General features: G+C 58.7%; 20 protein-coding genes. 6 read left to right on the top strand and 14 right to left on the bottom strand.

The annotated features are described in order from the left end of the window. From Q675_RS36580 to Q675_RS36590, 4 genes are all read left to right on the top strand, one after another. Positions 1 to 1,346 (top strand): DEAD/DEAH box helicase (locus tag Q675_RS36580; protein ID WP_023012184.1); only part of this gene is annotated, 1,346 nt, incomplete at its 5' end. After that, on the top strand, positions 1,336 to 1,551 hold the full coding sequence (locus tag Q675_RS38020) for a CxC ATPase DNA modification system associated small protein (protein WP_023012185.1): 216 nt from the start codon (positions 1,336 to 1,338) through the stop codon (positions 1,549 to 1,551). The genes Q675_RS36580 and Q675_RS38020, both read left to right, overlap by 11 nt. Then, positions 1,551 to 3,521: an ATP-binding protein gene (locus tag Q675_RS36585; RefSeq protein ID WP_023012186.1), complete on the top strand. Its 1,971-nt coding sequence runs from the start codon at positions 1,551 to 1,553 to the stop codon at positions 3,519 to 3,521. Before Q675_RS38020 ends, Q675_RS36585 begins: the two co-directional genes overlap by 1 nt. After that, a complete protein-coding gene (locus tag Q675_RS36590; protein ID WP_023012187.1) occupies positions 3,522 to 3,986 on the top strand; it encodes a hypothetical protein in 465 nt (154 codons plus the stop codon). Between the two features lie 129 nt (positions 3,987 to 4,115). Here the strand turns inward: Q675_RS36590 and Q675_RS36595 are convergent, their stop codons facing one another. From Q675_RS36595 to Q675_RS38165, 14 genes are all read right to left on the bottom strand, one after another. Continuing rightward, positions 4,116 to 4,688, bottom strand: coding sequence for a HupE/UreJ family protein (locus Q675_RS36595; RefSeq protein ID WP_023012188.1), 573 nt, complete (start codon positions 4,686 to 4,688; stop codon positions 4,116 to 4,118). A gap of 43 nt (positions 4,689 to 4,731) precedes the next feature. Then, positions 4,732 to 5,370, bottom strand: a complete 639-nt coding sequence (ureG, locus tag Q675_RS36600) for an urease accessory protein UreG (RefSeq protein ID WP_011786432.1) — start codon at positions 5,368 to 5,370, stop codon at positions 4,732 to 4,734. A 25-nt stretch (positions 5,371 to 5,395) separates the two neighbouring features. Beyond that, positions 5,396 to 6,124, bottom strand: coding sequence for an urease accessory UreF family protein (locus Q675_RS36605; RefSeq protein WP_036193865.1), 729 nt, complete (start codon positions 6,122 to 6,124; stop codon positions 5,396 to 5,398). After that, complete coding sequence (gene ureE, locus Q675_RS36610) at positions 6,096 to 6,671, bottom strand: urease accessory protein UreE (RefSeq protein ID WP_023012190.1); 576 nt, start codon at positions 6,669 to 6,671, stop codon at positions 6,096 to 6,098. The genes Q675_RS36605 and ureE overlap by 29 nt, the downstream gene beginning before the upstream one ends. Positions 6,672 to 6,732: 61 nt before the next feature. Beyond that, positions 6,733 to 8,436 (bottom strand): urease subunit alpha, encoded by a 1,704-nt coding sequence (gene ureC / locus Q675_RS36615; protein ID WP_014422374.1) that lies wholly within the window; start codon positions 8,434 to 8,436, stop codon positions 6,733 to 6,735. Further along, positions 8,433 to 8,750, bottom strand: coding sequence for an urease subunit beta (locus Q675_RS36620; RefSeq protein ID WP_023012191.1), 318 nt, complete (start codon positions 8,748 to 8,750; stop codon positions 8,433 to 8,435). The genes ureC and Q675_RS36620 overlap by 4 nt, the downstream gene beginning before the upstream one ends. A gap of 11 nt (positions 8,751 to 8,761) precedes the next feature. Next, positions 8,762 to 9,064: an urease subunit gamma gene (ureA, locus tag Q675_RS36625; RefSeq protein WP_022992779.1), complete on the bottom strand. Its 303-nt coding sequence runs from the start codon at positions 9,062 to 9,064 to the stop codon at positions 8,762 to 8,764. A gap of 25 nt (positions 9,065 to 9,089) precedes the next feature. Then, positions 9,090 to 9,986: an urease accessory protein UreD gene (locus Q675_RS36630; protein ID WP_023012192.1), complete on the bottom strand. Its 897-nt coding sequence runs from the start codon at positions 9,984 to 9,986 to the stop codon at positions 9,090 to 9,092. Beyond that, positions 9,983 to 10,681, bottom strand: a complete 699-nt coding sequence (urtE, locus tag Q675_RS36635) for an urea ABC transporter ATP-binding subunit UrtE (protein WP_023012193.1) — start codon at positions 10,679 to 10,681, stop codon at positions 9,983 to 9,985. Before urtE ends, Q675_RS36630 begins: the two co-directional genes overlap by 4 nt. Next, positions 10,681 to 11,505, bottom strand: a complete 825-nt coding sequence (gene urtD / locus Q675_RS36640; protein WP_014422380.1) for an urea ABC transporter ATP-binding protein UrtD — start codon at positions 11,503 to 11,505, stop codon at positions 10,681 to 10,683. Before urtD ends, urtE begins: the two co-directional genes overlap by 1 nt. Continuing rightward, positions 11,502 to 12,635, bottom strand: a complete 1,134-nt coding sequence (urtC, locus tag Q675_RS36645) for an urea ABC transporter permease subunit UrtC (RefSeq protein WP_023012194.1) — start codon at positions 12,633 to 12,635, stop codon at positions 11,502 to 11,504. Before urtC ends, urtD begins: the two co-directional genes overlap by 4 nt. Before the next feature lie 3 nt (positions 12,636 to 12,638). After that, positions 12,639 to 14,243, bottom strand: coding sequence for an urea ABC transporter permease subunit UrtB (urtB, locus tag Q675_RS36650; protein WP_023012195.1), 1,605 nt, complete (start codon positions 14,241 to 14,243; stop codon positions 12,639 to 12,641). 78 nt (positions 14,244 to 14,321) lie between these two features. Continuing rightward, positions 14,322 to 15,635, bottom strand: coding sequence for an urea ABC transporter substrate-binding protein (gene urtA, locus Q675_RS36655; protein WP_023012196.1), 1,314 nt, complete (start codon positions 15,633 to 15,635; stop codon positions 14,322 to 14,324). Between the two features lie 158 nt (positions 15,636 to 15,793). After that, complete coding sequence (locus tag Q675_RS38165) at positions 15,794 to 16,060, bottom strand: hypothetical protein (RefSeq protein WP_147232550.1); 267 nt, start codon at positions 16,058 to 16,060, stop codon at positions 15,794 to 15,796. A 279-nt stretch (positions 16,061 to 16,339) separates the two neighbouring features. On the opposite strand from Q675_RS38165, the gene Q675_RS36660 reads away from it, so the two are divergent. Together Q675_RS36660 and Q675_RS36665 are read left to right on the top strand one after the other, a co-directional pair. Then, positions 16,340 to 16,615 (top strand): ComEA family DNA-binding protein, encoded by a 276-nt coding sequence (locus Q675_RS36660; protein ID WP_023008528.1) that lies wholly within the window; start codon positions 16,340 to 16,342, stop codon positions 16,613 to 16,615. A 99-nt stretch (positions 16,616 to 16,714) separates the two neighbouring features. Further along, positions 16,715 to 17,659, top strand: a complete 945-nt coding sequence (locus Q675_RS36665; protein ID WP_023012197.1) for a DMT family transporter — start codon at positions 16,715 to 16,717, stop codon at positions 17,657 to 17,659. Positions 17,660 to 17,683 lie beyond the last annotated feature (24 nt).

Below are 17,683 nucleotides of genomic sequence, written 5' to 3' on the forward strand. Positions count from 1 at the left end.
AACCTTCAGCGGTTTACGCAGCTTTGTGGGAAAGAAGAGACAAAGGCGTTGAGGTATACAGTTTTCCAGAAGCAGCACGTCTAAAACTTCTGAAGATCTGTAATGAGTGGGGGCCAGGAAGACAGCCAAACAATCAGAAAGATGAAAAGTGGCGCCATCAAGAGGAGGCCCTCGAAAAGTTTCTTGTGAGTAAACGTGGCATTTTGAATATGGCCACAGGGACAGGAAAAACGCGTACGGCGCTCAAGATCGTTCATGCGCTTTATGAACAAGGGACCATCGACACAGTTATCGTCAGCACTGACGGGAACGACTTACTCGATCAGTGGTATGCAGAACTTCTTGGTATACGTAAAGGTGTTGGCGCAAAGGTCTTCCGCCACTATAAGTCGTCACGGGAAGTAGCAGATTTTCTTCTTGAGCCGAAAAATTCCATGTTACTGGTCTCGCGACAGCCGCTCGCGACTGCTCTCAAAAAAATACCGGCAAATTTAGCCCGGCGCACCTTGCTTATTCACGACGAAGTTCACGGCCTCGGTAGCCCTGCAAATCGGATCAGATTAAACGGCTTGTCCGATAGTATCCGATTTCGTCTTGGGCTAAGCGCCACGCCAGATCGCGAATATGACGAAGAGGGCAATGCCTTTCACCTTGATCACATAGGTCCAGAGCTCATGCGTTTCGAGCTCGAAGACGCAATACGTCGAGAAATTCTGGCGCCATTCAATTATTTCCCATTGCCTTATGAGCTCACAGCGGAGGATCGTCACAGCGTCCAAGACGTCTACAAACGCAAGGCGGCTCGCGCCGCTGAGGGCAACCCCATGAGCGACGAGGAAGTCTGGATAGAGATTGCCCGGGTTTACAAAACTTCCAAAGCAAAACTGCCCATCTTCGACGCATTCATTCGTGACAACCAGCACCTACTCGAGCGGTGCATCGTCTTCGTTGAAACACAAGAATATGGAAATGAAGTGCTCGAAATAATTCACAAATATCGATCTGACTTCCATACTTACTTTTCGGGCGAGGACTCGTTGACCTTGAAGCGGTTCGCTCGCGGTGAGCTAGAGTGCTTGATTACCTGCCATCGCGTCTCCGAAGGCATTGATATTCGCTCGTTAAATACCGTGATTCTATTCTCTTCAGCAAGAGCCAGGCTTGAGACAATCCAACGCATGGGTCGCTGTCTGAGAACAGATCCGGACAACCTCGATAAGGTTGCAAATATTGTTGATTTTGTTCGCCAGTCGGACGAGGAAGGAACAACAAATTCAGACGAACAACGCGCTGAGTGGTTAACCAAACTCTCAGAAGTGCGCGGGGAGAAAACATTTGGCTCTTGATCCACGTATTACGCACGCTATCACCGAAGCGGTCGAAGAGGCTGGTCAACCCGAAACCCTTGCTCATCGCCTCATTGCATGGTTCGAAGCAATAACGACTGGCAATGAAGATATTCATGATAGTGAAACATCAGCACGTCACCTCGATCTTTTATTCAGCAGCACCACCGTCAGCGGTGAGACTGAAGAGGAGGGTGACAACTGATGCCTGCCATCATGCGCCTACTCGGCTGGAAATCTCAGGGACTCAGATGCCCAGATCACGAAATCAACTGTGCTGACCAAGATGGCACACATTATTCCGTTTGTCTCATTCAAATGCCAAACGGTACCGGCAAGACAACTACTCTTGCCCTTTTGCGAGCTGCACTCTCCGGTTCAGCAACAAACTGGGATCCGCACACTATTTCGGAGTTCAGAAAGAAAGATAGCAGTGACGAGAACGGATATTTCGAGGTCAGACTCAGTCTCAACGGCCGGCGTGCAACGATAATCACAGAGTTTGATTTTGAGAATAGTCGGGTTTCGTACAAAACCACGCACGGTCCGGGACGACGCGATGGCTTTCATCCGCCATCAGATTTCCGTCGCTTCATGAATGAGAATTTCGTGAATTTTTACATATTTGACGGAGAGCTGGCCCAGCAGCTCTTGGATCGAAATCACACCGATGCACAAGTTGTTGTAGAGAACCTTTTTCAGATCAACTCCTTCGATGCGATGGCCCAGAAAATAGGAGATTACTGGGACAGCAAGGCACAGGATATCGGTGCAACTGAGGAGCGCGGTCTATCGCGACGAAGGAGACGTTTACAGAATCTCCGAGATAGATTCTCAACATTGACCGTTGAGCAAGATAAGTTGAGAAAAAAACTCACGACACTGGATGCACAGCTTCAGAAAAAAAAGGACGCATATCATCAGGAGATTAAGAAAGAAGATGCAAGATTTCAGGCTCTAAGCGGAGCAGAGAAAAGAGTTGAATATTTAAAAGGGAAAGTGCGTGAAGAGGCCCTGGACGTTCTTGACCGCATGCGAGATCCCCACGCTCTCAACTCTTCATTTGCTGACTGGATGCTGTCGCTGAAGGACGGACTCGACAGAGTGAAGTTACCGGAAAGTGCTGCAAGGGAGTTCTTTGAGGATTTGGCGAACGAAGCAGAATGTGTCTGTGGTAGACCAATCGACGAGAACATCGCTCTTACTATTCGGGAGCGGGCCGGACAGTATCTCGGAACAGACGATGTTTCATTATTGAACTCAATGAAAACAGCGATCAAAGATGCAATAGGTGACGATCCTGGTTTCCATGAGCAAGATCTAAGTAAGCGGTTATCTCACCTGTCTTCTGCAGTCGATGAGGAGCGTGAGGCTAGAAACGACCTGGATGCTTTAAGGCTGGAAGCAGAACAATCTGATCCCGCTGTGAGAACGGCTCGAGAAGACATCGATGACCTTGAGAAGCAGTTGGAGAGCGTTCGTAATGAGCTGGAGAAATTCGACAGCAAGGACCAAAGTCAGAATGATGAAAATACCTTCGGAATAGAAATCATTGAAGGCCGCATAGAGACGGCAGAGCGGAAATTGGCTGAGATAACTCACACTCTTACAGAAAAAAGGAAACGAGACACGCTTACTTCAATCATAAAAAGTGCCCATCGAAAAGCAAAAGAAGGAATCACTGCCGAGCTGTGTTTGCAGGCCAATGACCGCATCACCGAGCTGATGCCGAATAACAATATTTTGATTGATCGGATTGAACGCAACTTAATTCTCAAAGGACAAGAGGGGGGCAGCGTTGGGGAAACTCTTTCCGTTGCCTACGCTTTCCTTGCAACCCTCTTCTGCCGAGCGGAACATGAACTCCCATTCGTTGTAGATAGTCCGGCAGGTCCGATCGATCTGGCAGTAAGACCTAAAATTGGGGAGCTCATCCCCCACTTAACTGAGCAGTTTATTGCATTCACGATATCATCAGAACGTGCCCGCTTTACTGCACCACTCAAGGCAGCTAACGACTCGGAAGTTCAGTTTATTACCTTGTTTAGGAAGGGCTCCGCAGAGCTCGAGAGGCTTGCTCATGAGAGCCGACAAGTGGTCGAAACGCACGATGGCTTCATTGTCTCAGGTGAAGACTTCTTCAATGAGTTTCAGCAGGACGAGGAGGCCTCTTAAATGCAGCCATTTCGACTTCGCCTAGAAGCCCGCCAATGGTTCAAAGAGCTTCGTGACCAGAAAGCTTTTAAAACCGATTTTGATGCCTTTTACTTCTGCTTTATCGCTGGAGTTACTACTAAGCGGAAAGAGGCAGCATCGCCGGAAGAGACTGCTGAACTAGTAGCCTACTTTCCAGACCGATACAGCTCACGTGGAAAGTTGCTTTTGGGGCTTTTCCTAAAATCGGAACTCGAAGTGTTGGGCGTCTCCATGGATGAACGAAGGGACGTCTATTCCACCATATCACGCCTGGTTACGCCCGAGGCGCCGAATTACTTGAGTGTTGAGGGTGTACGAGAATTCAATAAATATGCGCATGGCGGCTACGACCAACTCATTGAATGGTTCGGTGACAAACCCAGATCACTCGAGACTTTTCTTAGAGGCTTCAAACTAAAGATTGACCAGCACGAAGAATTTTGATCCCACTGCGTTGCAACGGAGATCATGTTGATCAAGCGTTGGGGCCACTCGTGGCACCTAGCCTCAACAACATCAGCAGTTCTCAATAACTTGACAACTGCTGATGTTGTTTCATCTATCGTCGAGAGCCTAAGCCGCCAGATAAGCCCCCGCCACAGCCAACACTCCCCCAATCCCCCGACTAAACCGGCTATCCGCCTTCAGCATCAAACTACCCAACCCACGGCCAACCAGCGTGATAGCCAGGGTGGCGATGGAGAAGCCGGCCAGGTAAGCGGCGAGTGTCGCGCCTTCGGGCATTTCCGCCCCATGCGCAAAGCCGTGAAACAGCATGAATGCGCCAACCAGAGTACCGCCCACAGCCGTCGGCAATTTGGCCAGGGTGGCGATGAGGATACCGGCCACCAGTACCGAGAAGGTGATGCCGGTTTCCACGCCCGGCAGGCTCAGGCCACCCCAGGCGAGGGCGGCGCCGAATACCATGCCGCCGATGACGAAGGCGGGGGTGGCGTTTTTCATGAGTTTGCCCTGGCGCACGCTCCAGAAGCCGATGGCGGCCATGGCCAGCAGGTGGTCCAGGCCCAGCATGGGGTGCAGCAGGCCGCTGGTGAAGCCACCTTCGGTGTGGCCGGGGTGGGCCATGGCGGTAGCAGAGGCGGTCAGCAGCGCAGCGGTGGCGAGAAGTTTTGAAGTCAGTTTCATGGTGTTGCTCCTGGTGGTTCTTTAATCGTATTGGTTCGTTTGCTCAGGCCATTTCGGCCAGTTTTTCGGGACGCCTTTCCGGCAGCATGCCGCGCTCCAGAATGAAGCTGATGATGGTGTCCAGCCCTACCCCGTCGTACAGGTTGGTGAACACGAAGGGGCGTTCGCCGCGCATTTTTTTGCTGTCCCGTTCCATCACATCCAGGGAGGCGTGTACCTGTTCGGCAATGTCGATCTTGTTGATGATCAGCAGGTCGGATTTGGTGATGCCGGGGCCGCCTTTGCGGGGGATCTTGTCGCCGGCGGACACGTCGATCACGTACAGGGTGAGGTCGCTCAGTTCCGGGCTGAAAGTGGCGGAGAGGTTGTCGCCGCCGGATTCCACCAACACCAGTTCCAGGCCCGGGTGACGGCTTTGCAGGTCGTCGATGGCGGCCAGGTTCATGGAAGCATCCTCGCGAATGGCGGTATGCGGGCAGCCGCCGGTTTCCACGCCCAAGATGCGGTCTGCGGCCAGGGCTTCGTGGCGCAGCAGGAAGTCGGCGTCTTCCCGGGTGTAGATGTCGTTGGTGACCACGGCGATGTCGTAGTGGTCCCGCAGGGCGGTGCATAGCTGACGCAGCAATGCGGTTTTACCAGACCCGACCGGGCCGCCGACGCCTACTCTCAGACAATGTGTCATGGCTGTATCTCCTTGATGTTTTTATTCAGCTTCTGAAAAGCCGTGAATACTGGGTTTCATGCAGGGCACTGCCGAGCGCGAGGCCCGGCAGGATGGGCCCGAGTTCGTGGTCTTGCCGTGCCAGCGCCTGGTCGGTGGTAATCACCAGTGCCGGGCGCAGTTGTTCGATAATCCGTTGGGCGGCGGTGTGGCCCAGGGGCAAGGCTTTGCAGGCCACCGCCAGCTGGTTTTCCAGCCAGGCCCAGGCAAAGCCGAGCAGGGTTTGCCGCACCGGCACCCGACGTACCTGTGCGGCCCAGGCAAACAGGGTGATGTAGCCGGGCTCGGCCGGAATCAGGGTTTGCTCCGGCAACAGGTTGAGGTTGCCCAGCAGGGTTTTCAGGGCGCCGCCCAGCCGGGTGTCTTCGTCGCTCAGTTCGGCGGTTTCCCGGGTGGCGTGCAGCCACTGGTTCCAGTGCGCGATGGTGGCGCCGTCGTCGTTCGCCCAGGCGATTTGCAGCCGGGCCAGTAAGGGCAACTCACACCGGCTGAGGCCGTCGTCCAGCACGCCTTCAATCCACTGGGCCAGTTCTGCTTCGTTGTTCACCCAGCCCAGCTCAAAGGCACTTTCCAGGCCCTGTGACCAGGCAAAGGCGCCGATGGGCAACGCCGGGCTGACCAGCTGCATCAGCCCCAGCAGGGCCAGGTCGCCGCCGGGTTCGCCCTCACCCGCCATGGCTGCCGGCTCAGTGGGTGTGTTTGTGGCCGTGAGCATGGGTATGTCCAGCAGCGTGAGTGTGGTCATGGCTTTTACCGTGCAAGTGCTCATGAGAGTCCGCGTGGGAATGGCCATGGCTATGACCGTGCGAATGGCCCTGACCGGCCTGGTTATAGGCTCCGGGTTCCGGGTCGAAGGTGGCGGTGTGGTGCACCACGGTGGCGCCCAGGCGTTCGGCCAGCTCTTCCAGCACGTGGTCGGGCGGAAAGCGCACGAAGGCGCCCTGCTCGTCTTCACCAATCGCGAGGGTGACGTGGCGGTTGCCCAGGTGGTAACACAAGCGGGCCAGCGGCAGGCCGATTTCTACGCGGGCGGTGACCACCGGTTCTTCCGCGGCGCGAATGCGGATGATCTCGCCGGATTTTGCTTCCAGCAGGTCGCCGTCTCTCAGCACTGGGCCACGGTCCAGAAACAGGCCCACGTCCAGGTTGGTTTCGGTGGTGGCGCGCAGGCGGCCGCGAATGCGCAGTTCGTAAGGCAGCACCAGGTTGTCGTGGATTTCGCTGGCGTCTACGTGGGTGATGCGTTTAGTCAGTTCCAACATCCGTTCGTTCCTCTCAGAACAGCCTTGAGCTGTGTTGATTAGCAGCCTTGAGCTGTATTGACTAAAAAAGGTGATAGCGCTGGGCCAGGGGCAGTTCGGTGGCCGGCTCGCAGGTGAGCAGCTCGCCGTCGGCGTGCACTTCGTAGGTTTGTGGGTCTACCGTCAGGTGCGGGCAGGCGTCGTTCAGTTTCATGTGCTGCTTGCGCACGTCCCGCACGCCTTTGCAGGCGGAGAGCGGGCTGTCCAGGCCCAGTTCTTCACCAATATTGGCGTCCAGCGCGGCCTGGCTGACGAAGGTCAGGCGGGTGGCACTGGCGGCTTTGCCAAAGGCGCCGAACATGGGGCGGTAATGCACCGGCTGGGGTGTAGGGATAGAGGCGTTCGGGTCGCCCATGGGGGCGGCGGCAATCATCCCGCCCTTGAGGATGCAGGCAGGCTTTACGCCGAAAAACGCTGGGCTCCACAGCACAAGGTCCGCCAGTTTGCCCACTTCCACCGAGCCCACATCATGGGCAATGCCGTGGGTGATGGCGGAGTTGATGGTGTACTTGGCGATGTAGCGTTTGGCCCGGAAGTTGTCCGCGCCGCGCTCCTGGTCTTCCGGCAACAGGCCGCGCTGCACTTTCATCTTGTGGGCGGTTTGCCAGGTTCGGCAGATTACCTCGCCCACCCGGCCCATGGCCTGGGAATCCGAGGAGATCATGGAGATCACGCCCATGTCGTGCAGGATGTCTTCCGCCGCGATGGTTTCCCGGCGGATGCGGGAGTCGGCGAAGGCCACGTCTTCCGGGATGTTCGGGTCCAGGTGGTGGCACACCATCAGCATGTCCAGGTGTTCGTCGATGGTGTTCACGGTGTAGGGCCGGGTCGGGTTGGTGGACGACGGCAGCACGTAATCCTTGGAGCAGGCGGTGATGATGTCCGGGGCGTGGCCACCGCCGGCACCTTCGGTGTGGAAGGTGTGAATGCAGCGGCCTTTGAAGGCGGCCAGGGTGTCTTCCACAAAGCCGGATTCGTTCAGGGTGTCGGTGTGAATGGCCACCTGAATGTCGTACTGGTCGGCGACGGTCAGGCAGTTGTCGATGCTGGCCGGGGTGGTGCCCCAGTCTTCGTGCAGTTTGAGGCCGATCACGCCGGCTTTTACCTGCAGCTCCAGCGCTTCCGGCAGGCTGGCGTTGCCCTTGCCCAGAAAGCCGATGTTCATGGGCAGGCTGTCCACGGCCTGGAGCATTTTGCCAATGTGCCAGGGGCCCGGGGTGCAGGTGGTGGCGTTGGTGCCGGTGGCCGGGCCGGTGCCGCCGCCGAGCATGGTGGTCACGCCGCTCATCAGGGCTTCTTCTACCTGTTGGGGGCAGATGAAGTGGATGTGGGGGTCGATGCCGCCGGCGGTAAGGATTTTGCCTTCACCGGCAATGATTTCGGTGCCGGGGCCGATGACGATGGTCACGTCTGGCTGGGTGTCCGGGTTGCCGGCTTTGCCGATGGCGGCGATGCGGCCTTTCTGGATGCCGACGTCGGCTTTGACGATGCCCCACCAGTCAAGGATGAGGGCGTTGGTGATCACGGTGTCCATCACGGCGTCATCGCAGCGCTGGCTCTGGCCCATGCCGTCGCGGATGACTTTACCGCCGCCGAATTTCACTTCGTCGCCGTAGTGGGTGTGATCTTCTTCTACTTCAATCCACAACTCGGTGTCGCCCAGGCGGACGCGGTCCCCAACGGTCGGGCCATACATGTCGGCGTAGGCTTGTCTGCTGATTTTCATTTCGTGTCCTCCAACGGCCCCATCACTTCCGCCCGGAAGCCATAGATTTCGCGCTTTCCGGCAAACGGAATCAGCGTCACGGATCGGGTCTGGCCGGGTTCAAAGCGAATAGCGGTGCCAGCGGCCACATCCAGGCGATAGCCGCGGGCTTTGGCGCGGTCGAAGTCCAGGGCGGGGTTGGCTTCGGCGAAGTGGTAGTGGGAGCCGATCTGCACCGGGCGGTCGCCGGTGTTGCCGACGTCCAGCTGGATGCGTTCGCGGCCGGCGCAGAGTTCGATGTCGCCGTCTTTGAGTTGGTATTCACCGGGGATCATGTGTCTGCTCCTTAGACGATGGGATTGTGGACCGTCACGAGTTTCGTTCCGTCCGGGAAGGTGGCTTCCACCTGGACTTCGTGCACCATGTCAGCCACGCCGTCCATCACGTCTTCGCGGGTGAGGATTTCGGTGCCGGCGCTCATCAGTTCGGCCACGGTGCGGCCTTCGCGGGCGCCTTCCATGATTTCGGCGCTGATCAGGGCCACGGCTTCGGGGTAGTTCAGTTTCAGGCCTTTGGCTTTGCGGCGTTCGGCCAGCAGGGCGGCGGTGAACAGCAGCAGCTTGTCTTTGTCTCTGGGGGTGAGTTCCATGGATGACTCCGTTGTCTCTTATGCGTCAGGTAAGCCAGATTCTGGGTGTGTGGGCCGGTACGCTGGCGAGCATGGGGCGCAGCAGGTGCCAGGCCTGTTCGCACAGGGCCCAGGCATCGTTGCGTTCGGTCCCCAGGTAGCGCAGGAGCAGCACGCCCCGGCGCCGGGTCACGGCCCAGCGGTTGTGGTCTGGTAACTGTGCTCTCAGCACGTCGATGGCGGCGGCTTCGTCGTCCAGCCCGACCGCCCATAGGGTGGCCTGTACAGTGGCGCCACCCTGGCCCCAGGGGCCGTTGAACCGGCGGTGTTTCGGGTCCAGCAGCTGGCGCTCCAGCCACAGTGGCTGGCCGTCCAGGCTTAAATGGAAACGCTGTTCCAGTTCACCGGTGGCAAACGGCAGGTCGCTGGCCGGGCGGCCCAGTGCAAGCACTTCCCAGCCCAGGGTTCGGGCGCCGGCTGCCAGTTCAATGATGGTGGTTTGCAAACCCCGGGAGCCGTCGAAGGCGATGGTTTCCTGGGGCAGGTATTCCAGAATCGCGTTTTTGGCTACCTGCAACCGGGTGTGCTGGCCCCAGGCCACGCCATGGCTGTCGGCCTTGTACAGTTTTGCCGCGGCCGGGGTGGTCAGAAGCGCGTGGCCACCTTCGGCCACAGAGGCTTCGATGCGCAGTTCGTCGCCGCTCACCAGGCCACCCGGGGGATGCAGCAGGTACACATGGCAGCAGCCGGTTTTGCCCTCCGGGTAGAAGGGGCGCTGCACCCGCAGGGGGCCATGGTGGCGCCGGCGCACCAGCCGGGTTACCGGCGCAGGTTCGCTCTCGGCGCGGGCTTCAAACCCCAGTTCCAGGGCCGCCGCCCAGCGCCGTTCGGTGTCGAAACGGTGGCCGGAGGCGTGGCGGTCGATGGCTTGATAGGCGGTCATACGGTCAGGTGCTGTTTGATGAGTTCATCGCTCAGCCCGGCAATGTCGCCTTCGGCCACGCGCCGGCCCCGGTCGAGGATGGCGAAACGGTCGGCGTATTTGCGGGCGAACGGCAGTTTCTGTTCCACCAGCAGCACGGTCAGGCCGTCTTCTTCAATCAACCGGCGAATCACCTCGCCAATCTGGGCCACGATATTGGGCTGGATGCCCTCCCCCGGCTCATCGAGGATCAGCAGTCTCGGCTCAATCACCAGCGCGCGGCCAATGGCCAGCTGTTGCTGCTGGCCGCCGGAAAGGTCGCCGCCCCGGCGGTGTTTCATTTCTTTCAGCACCGGGAACAGCTCGTAAATGCGCTCGGGGATTTGCTTGCTGCCATCGGCCCGCACCGCCAGGCCGGTGCGCAGGTTTTCCTCCACGGTCAGCAGCGGGAAGATCTGCCGGCCCTGGGGCACGTAGCCGATGCCCAGGCGGGAGCGGTCTTCGATTTTCTTTTTGGTGAGTTCCACATCCCGGGCAAACTCGATGGAGCCGCTTTTCACGGTTTCCTCGCCCATGATGCATTTCATCAGCGTGGTCTTGCCCACGCCGTTACGGCCCATGACACAGGTGCACTGGCCCTGGGGCACGTCCAGCTCCAGGTCCCAGAGGGTGTGGCTTTCGCCGTAAAACTGGTTGAGCTTTTCAATCTTGAGCATCAGGCCTCCTCCCCCAGATACACCTTGATCACGTCCGGGTCGTTGGAGACCTGGTCCATGGTGCCTTCGGCCAGCACGCTGCCCTGGTGCAGTACGGTGACTTTGCGGGCGATGGAGCGCACAAAGCCCATGTCGTGTTCCACCACCACCACGGACTGCTTGCCCGCAAGACTGGTGAGCAACTCGGCGGTGCGTTCCATTTCCTGTTCGGTCATGCCGGCCACGGGCTCGTCCACCAGCAGCAGCCGGGGTTTCTGCATCAGCAGCATGCCGATCTCCAGCCACTGTTTCTGACCGTGGGAGAGGATGCCGGCGGGCTTGTCGCGCAGCGCCTGCAAACCGATCATTTCCAGGATTTCGTCAATCCGGTCCCGGTATTCCGCGGTCATGATGGCGGTCAGGGTGGGCAGGATGCGTTTGTCGGCGGCCATTGCCAGTTCGAGGTTTTCGAACACAGTCAAAGCCTCGAACACGGTGGGCTTCTGGAACTTGCGGCCAATGCCCAGGGTGGCAATGTCCGGCTCGTTCATGCGCAGCAGGTTGTGGCGGCTGCCGAACCACACCGAGCCGGTATCGGGCCGGGTTTTACCGGTGATGATGTCCATCATGGTGGTTTTACCCGCCCCGTTGGGGCCGATGATGCAGCGCAGCTCGCCGTCGTCGATGGTGAGGTTGAGGTTGTTGATGGCCTTGAAGCCATCGAAGCTCACGCTCACGTCTTCCATGTACAGGATCGGGCCGTGGCGCACGTCAACCGGCGAGGCCACGGGGGTGAGAAACTCAAATACCTGATCCCGGTTGGCAAGTTGTTCAAAGATGCTCATGCGGTGGCCTCCTGAGCGCCGGGTTGGTCCTCGTCCTTCTGGCGGCGTTTCTGCAACAGCCCGGCAATGCCCTTGGGCAGGAAAACCGTCACCAGAACGAACAGCGCGCCCAGGGCGAACAGCCAGGCGTCCGGCATGATGCCGGTGAACACGGTCTTGGCGTAGTTCACCAGCAAGGCGCCGATAACCGCGCCATACAGGGTGGCGCGGCCACCGAGGGCAACCCACACCACGATTTCGATGGAGAACAGCGGCGAGAATTCGCTGGGGTTGATAATGCCCACCTGGGGCACGTACAGCGCGCCGGCCACGCCCGCCAGCATGGCGGAGACCACGAACACGAACAGCTGCACCCGCTCTACCCGGTAGCCAAGGAACCGGGTACGGGCTTCGGCATCGCGGCAGGCCACGCTGACCCGGCCCAGCTTGCTGGTCACAATGGCACGGCACACGACATAGCCCACTGCCAGCGCGATGCCGGTTGCCAGGAACAGGCCAAGCCGGGTGGCATCGCTGCGCAAATCGAAGCCGAGGATGTCTTTGAAGTCGGTCAGGCCGTTGTTGCCACCGAAGCCCATCTCATTGCGGAAGAACGCCAGCATCAAGGCAAAGGTCAGAGCCTGGGTGATGATGGACAGGTACACCCCCGTTACCCGGGAGCGGAAGGCCAGGAAGCCGAACACCAGCGCCAGCAGGCCCGGGGCCAGCAGCACCATGATGAAGGCGAACCAGGCCATGTCGAAGCCCTGCCAGTACCAGGGCAGCTCCTGCCAGTTCAGGAACACCATGAAGTCTGGCAATACAGGATCGCCATACACGCCGCGATCACCAATCTGGCGCATCAGGTACATGCCCATGGCGTAGCCGCCGAGGGCAAAGAAGGCGCCGTGGCCCAGGCTGAGAATGCCCAGGTAACCCCACACCAGGTCCACTGCCACCGCCAGCAGGGCGTAACAGAGGTATTTGCCCAGCAGGGTAACGGTGTAGGCGCTCACGTGCAGGGCACTGTCTTCCGGCATAAACAGGTGCAGGAAGGTAACCAGCACCAGGGCGGCGAACAGCACACCGAGGAAAAGCTGGGTGGAACGCTCCTGAAAGGGCCGGAGCAGCCAGGTTTGTGATGTCGCCATAACTCAGCCCTCCGCCGCACGGCCCTTCTGGGGAAAGAGTCCCCGGGGGCGTTTTTGAATGAACAGGATGATCAGCACCAGCACCATGATTTTGGCGAGGACCGCACCCGCCCAGGGTTCCAGCAGCTGGTTGATGGTGCCCAGGGAAAGCCCGGCAATGAGGGTGCCCCAGAGATTGCCCACGCCCCCGAACACCACCACCATGAACGAATCGATGATGTAGTTCTGGCCCAGGTTGGGGCCGACGTTGGTGATCTGCGACAGGGCCACGCCCGCCAGCCCGGCCACGCCGGAGCCCAGGGCGAAGGTCATGATGTCCACTTTGGTGGCTTTGATGCCCATGGAGCGGGCCATGGCGCGGTTCTGGGTAACAGCACGGACTTCCAGCCCCAGGCGGGTCTTGCGCATGATCAGCATCAGGCCGGCGAATACCACCAGCGCAAAGCCGATCACGTACAGCCGATTCAGGGTGAGCGACAACGCCTCGTTCACCATGATTGAGCCGCTCATCCACTCGGGCGTGACCACGGTGCGGTTGAGGGGGGAAATCACCGTACGCACCAGTTGCTGAAGAATCAGGCTAATGCCGAAGGTGGCCAGCAGGGTTTCCAGCGGGCGGCCTTTCAGGTACTGGATAACGCTGCGCTCAATGGCGATGCCCGCCAGCGCCGCCACCAGGAAACCGGCCGGGATGGAGAGGATCAGGGCCAGGCCGGGTTGGCCCGGGAACAGCTGCTGCATGCCCCAGGTGGTGTAGGCCCCGAGCATGATCAGCTCGCCATGGGCCATGTTGATCACGCCCATCACACCAAACGTGATGGCCAGACCAATGGCGGCCAGCACCAGTACCGAGCCGAGAGACAGGCCAAAATACAGGGTCTCGGCAGCGCGGTTGAGTTTCAGTTTCTGTTCAATGCTGGCCAGGGCTTCCTCGGCCGCAGCCGCCAGCGCAGGGTCATCGCTGTTAACGGCATTATTCAGGGCGGCGCGCACGGTCGGGTTCAGGCTACCAGACAAAGTGGCTACCGCCTCAACGTCGCCCTGCTCCACCTGATAAATGGCCAGGGCATTGGTGAGCATGTCACGCACCTGGCCGTTGTCTTCCACCTGCAAACGGGCCTGGAGCTGGGTGGCCAGCGCTTCATTCACTTCGCCCAGCAGATTGCGCGCAGCATCGAGGCGTTGGCCTGGGTCGGCCACGGTCAGGTCGATCACCGAGAGGATGCCCTCGATGTCGGCCCGCAGGGCGTTGTTCACCCGCAGGCTTTGCAGATCCCGGCGCGACATTTCACCCAGGTCTTCGCCGGTCAGGGCGTCGGCGATCTGCCAGTTACGGCCCCGGTTGTTAACCACAATCACCAGGGCACCGGTGTCTTCAATCATCGCGAGTTTGCCGTCGCGAACGGCTTCCAGCCAGCCCCGGGCGCGTTCGTCGCCGGTTTCGGAGAGGGCTTTGAGTAAGTCGGTTTTTTCAGCTTGCCCGGCTTCTACGAGCCGTTTCAGCAGCGCTTCGGGCGCATCGGTCTGCGCCTGGGCATTCGCCAGTGTGGCCCCTAGGGCCAGACAGACAGCCAATACCATCCTGGCGAGCAATCGGTGAATGCTCATGATTCATTCCTGTTGGCTTGGGAATTCGGGAGCGGTGCCGGGCAGGCTCAGGCCTGCCCGGCTGTGCCCGGTTGGAGCTTAGTTGGAGGCGACGTCAGCCGAGCCACCACCGCACTTGCCGGTGACTACGTTGAAGTTGCCGCAACGCAGAGGCGCGCGCCAGTCGCTGATCAGGTCCTTGGAACCCGGCAAGAAGTCAGACCAGGCATCGCCAGCCACGGTGGACGGGGTTTCCCAGACCACGGAGAACTGGCCGTTGTCCTGGATCTCACCAATCAGCACCGGCTTGGTGATGTGATGGTTTGGCATCATGGTGGCGTAACCGCCGGTGAGGTTCGGTACGCTCACACCGATGATGGCGTCTTTCACTTCATCCACCTCGGTGGTGCCGGCTTTCTTCACCGCTTCAACGTACATGTTGAAGCCGATGTAGTGGGCTTCCATCGGGTCGTTGGTAACGGCGGCATCGTCGCCCTTGTAGGCAACCCAGGCGTCGATGAAGTCGTAGTTGGCGTCGTTATCCACGCTCATGAAGTAGTTCCAGGCAGCCAGGTGGCCAACCAGCGGAGCGGTGTCGATGCCGGAGAGTTCCTGTTCACCCACGGAGAACGCAACCACGGGAATGTCGGTGGCGGAAATGCCCTGGTTGCCCAGTTCACGGTAGAAGGGCACGTTGGCATCGCCGTTGATGGTGGAGACCACGGCGGTCTTCTTGCCGGCGCTGCCGAACTTCTTGATGTCCGACACGATGGTCTGCCAGTCAGAGTGGCCGAAAGGCGTGTAGTTGATCATGATGTCGCCGGCGGCCACGCCTTTGTCTTTCAGATAGGTTTCCAGAATCTTGTTGGTGGTGCGCGGATAAACGTAATCCGTGCCCGCCAGAACCCAGCGCTCAACACCCAGGTCGTTCATGAGGTAATCCACCGCGGGAATCGCCTGCTGGTTGGGCGCCGCACCGGTGTAGAACACGTTTTCAGACGATTCCTCGCCTTCGTACTGAACCGGGTAGAACAGCAGGCCGTTCAGTTCTTCTACCACCGGCAGAACGGATTTACGGGACACCGAGGTCCAGTTACCGAAGATAACGTCGACCTTTTCTTTCTCCAGCAGCTCACGGGCTTTCTCCGCGAACAGCGGCCAGTTGGAAGCCGGATCAACCACCACCGGCTCGAGCTGGCGGCCAAGTACGCCACCGGCTTCGTTCTGCTTTTCGATCAGCATCAGCATGGTGTCTTTCAGGGCGGTTTCACTGATGGCCATGGTGCCGGACAGGGAATGGAGAATACCGACTTTGATGGGGTCTTCGGCGGCAACCGCTGTATTGATAGAACCGAGGGAGACAGATAGCGCCAATGCAGAGAGGCCCAGTTTCACGTGTTTTTTGATGCTCATGTTGTGCGTCCTTTTCGTTGGTTTTGGGTCGTCAAACGCAAACAGCCAATTGCATTCGCCGTTCCAACAACCAAAAAAGCACTTACAAAACATGATGTTAAAAAACAAAAAACATGCCCGGACCGGCTCTGCAATGAATTGGTGCGCCGTTTCAGGCCTCAATCCGGTGCCTCGGCCAACCCGCCGCCCTCAATTGGTGCAGAGCAGGCAAACCCCACTGCACCATCTGGTAGCGCGCTGATTTTCAGGCAATAAATTGCCCGCAAAAACACCCTGAAAACAATGAATTCAGGTTCACCGTAAAGCTCACAGCTCTGTGGGATATCTCGCACAAACCGTCTGGCGGATGTCCGATTTTCCGAAATTTCATCTTCCGTAGAATGAGCATTGTCAGGGATGACAAGCCAGCACGGACGTTGGCTCACGGATGAGAACTCCACGGATTCGGAGTTGCCCGATGGATTAGGGCTACAGGGATGACTGCAAGGATGAAGTGCTCAGGATGATGCGCAGCCTGATGGATCAGGCAGGGGTCAGCCACGGAATTTGGGGACTACACGGACAGTAGTCCCTTTCCGTGCACTAAATCGCTTTCGTACCCGCCTTACCCTTTTTGTTCTGCACCGTTTCGAATCACCAACACTCTCAATGGGTTGTCGTGCCTGACTGTTCATAACAACGTTATTACAATCAGGAGATCACCAATGAAACCAACCTCATTTCTGGCCACCCTTGTTCTGTTTTTCAGCCTGATCACTGGCTCTGCCGCCTTCGCCAGCGAGCAGCCCGCCGTGAACATCAACACCGCAGATGTAGCCACTCTGGCGTCTCTGAGCGGTGTCGGTGAGAGCAAAGCCCAGGCCATTATTGACTACCGCGAAGCTAACGGCCCCTTTGCCAGCATTGAAGCACTGGCCGATGTGAAGGGTATTGGCGCGCGTACGGTTGAAAAGAACGCCGACCGCCTCGCCGTGAAATAAGCCCCGGGGCAGCCTCGCTGCCCCTCTCCTTTCCCTTATGGCGCCACGCACTTACCGCTGATACCCTTGCCTGTTTGTTTCTCCAACCGGCAGTTTGTCATGATCCACGGAGCACTTCTTATTGCCCTGGCCTCTTTGCTCTGGGCCACTACAGGGATTGTCGCCAAGTTTCTGTTCAACGGTACGGAACTGGAGGCCATCACCCTCGGTTTTTTACGCCTGGTGGTTGCGCTGCCATTCTTCTGGCTACTGATGCGGCGCGAGCAGCGGCAGCTGGTGGCCCGCAATCCCGGCCAGACGGTACCCGGTAGCTCTTTGCGTTCGCTCAGCGGCAAGGCCATGCTCACCCTCACCGCCCTGGGGCTGTTCCAGGCGTTCTATCAGGGCAGCTATCTGCTGGCGGTGGATCTGACCGGGGCTGGCATTGCCACCCTGATATCCCTGTGCCTGCCACCGGTACTGGTGGCTATTCTGGCTGCCCCATTGCTGGGCGAGAAACCAGGGCTGCTTACTATCCTGGCCGCGATTGCCGCGATTCTGGGCACGGGCATGCTGGTAGTCAGTGACATGGACACCGCCGGCACCCTGCGACTGGCAGGCATTCTGATGGCGCTGCTGGCGGCGGCGGTATACACCGGCTTTACCCTGACCAGCCGCTACAACTCAACGGGCACACCGGTGTTTACCACCGCCTTTATCTGCTTTGGTACCGCCGCACTGCTGCTGTTGCCCGTGGTGGCCATGAGCGGCGGCTTTGCGGGGCTGGAGACGATGGGGCTAAAGCACTGGCTGATGGTGCTTTACATCGGCGTGGTGCCCACCTGCATTGGCTATCTGCTGTTTTTTACCGGGATGAAATCCACGCCGGCGACGGTATCCAGCATTGTCGTCGTGCTCGAACCTTTGTTTATTGCCTTGCTGGCCTGGCTGATTCTGGGAGAGGAACTGGGGCAGATTGGCGTTGCGGGCGCATTCATTCTGACGGTGGCGGTGATTGTCGCCTCGCGCTATGGCAAGGCGCCCGGCGCCAGCCAGGAAAGCTGAACGCCGGGATCAGAAACAGCGTAG

The organism is Marinobacter sp. EN3 (assembly GCF_000475315.1).
In the GTDB taxonomy this organism is placed as follows: Bacteria; Pseudomonadota; Gammaproteobacteria; order Pseudomonadales; family Oleiphilaceae; genus Marinobacter; species Marinobacter nauticus.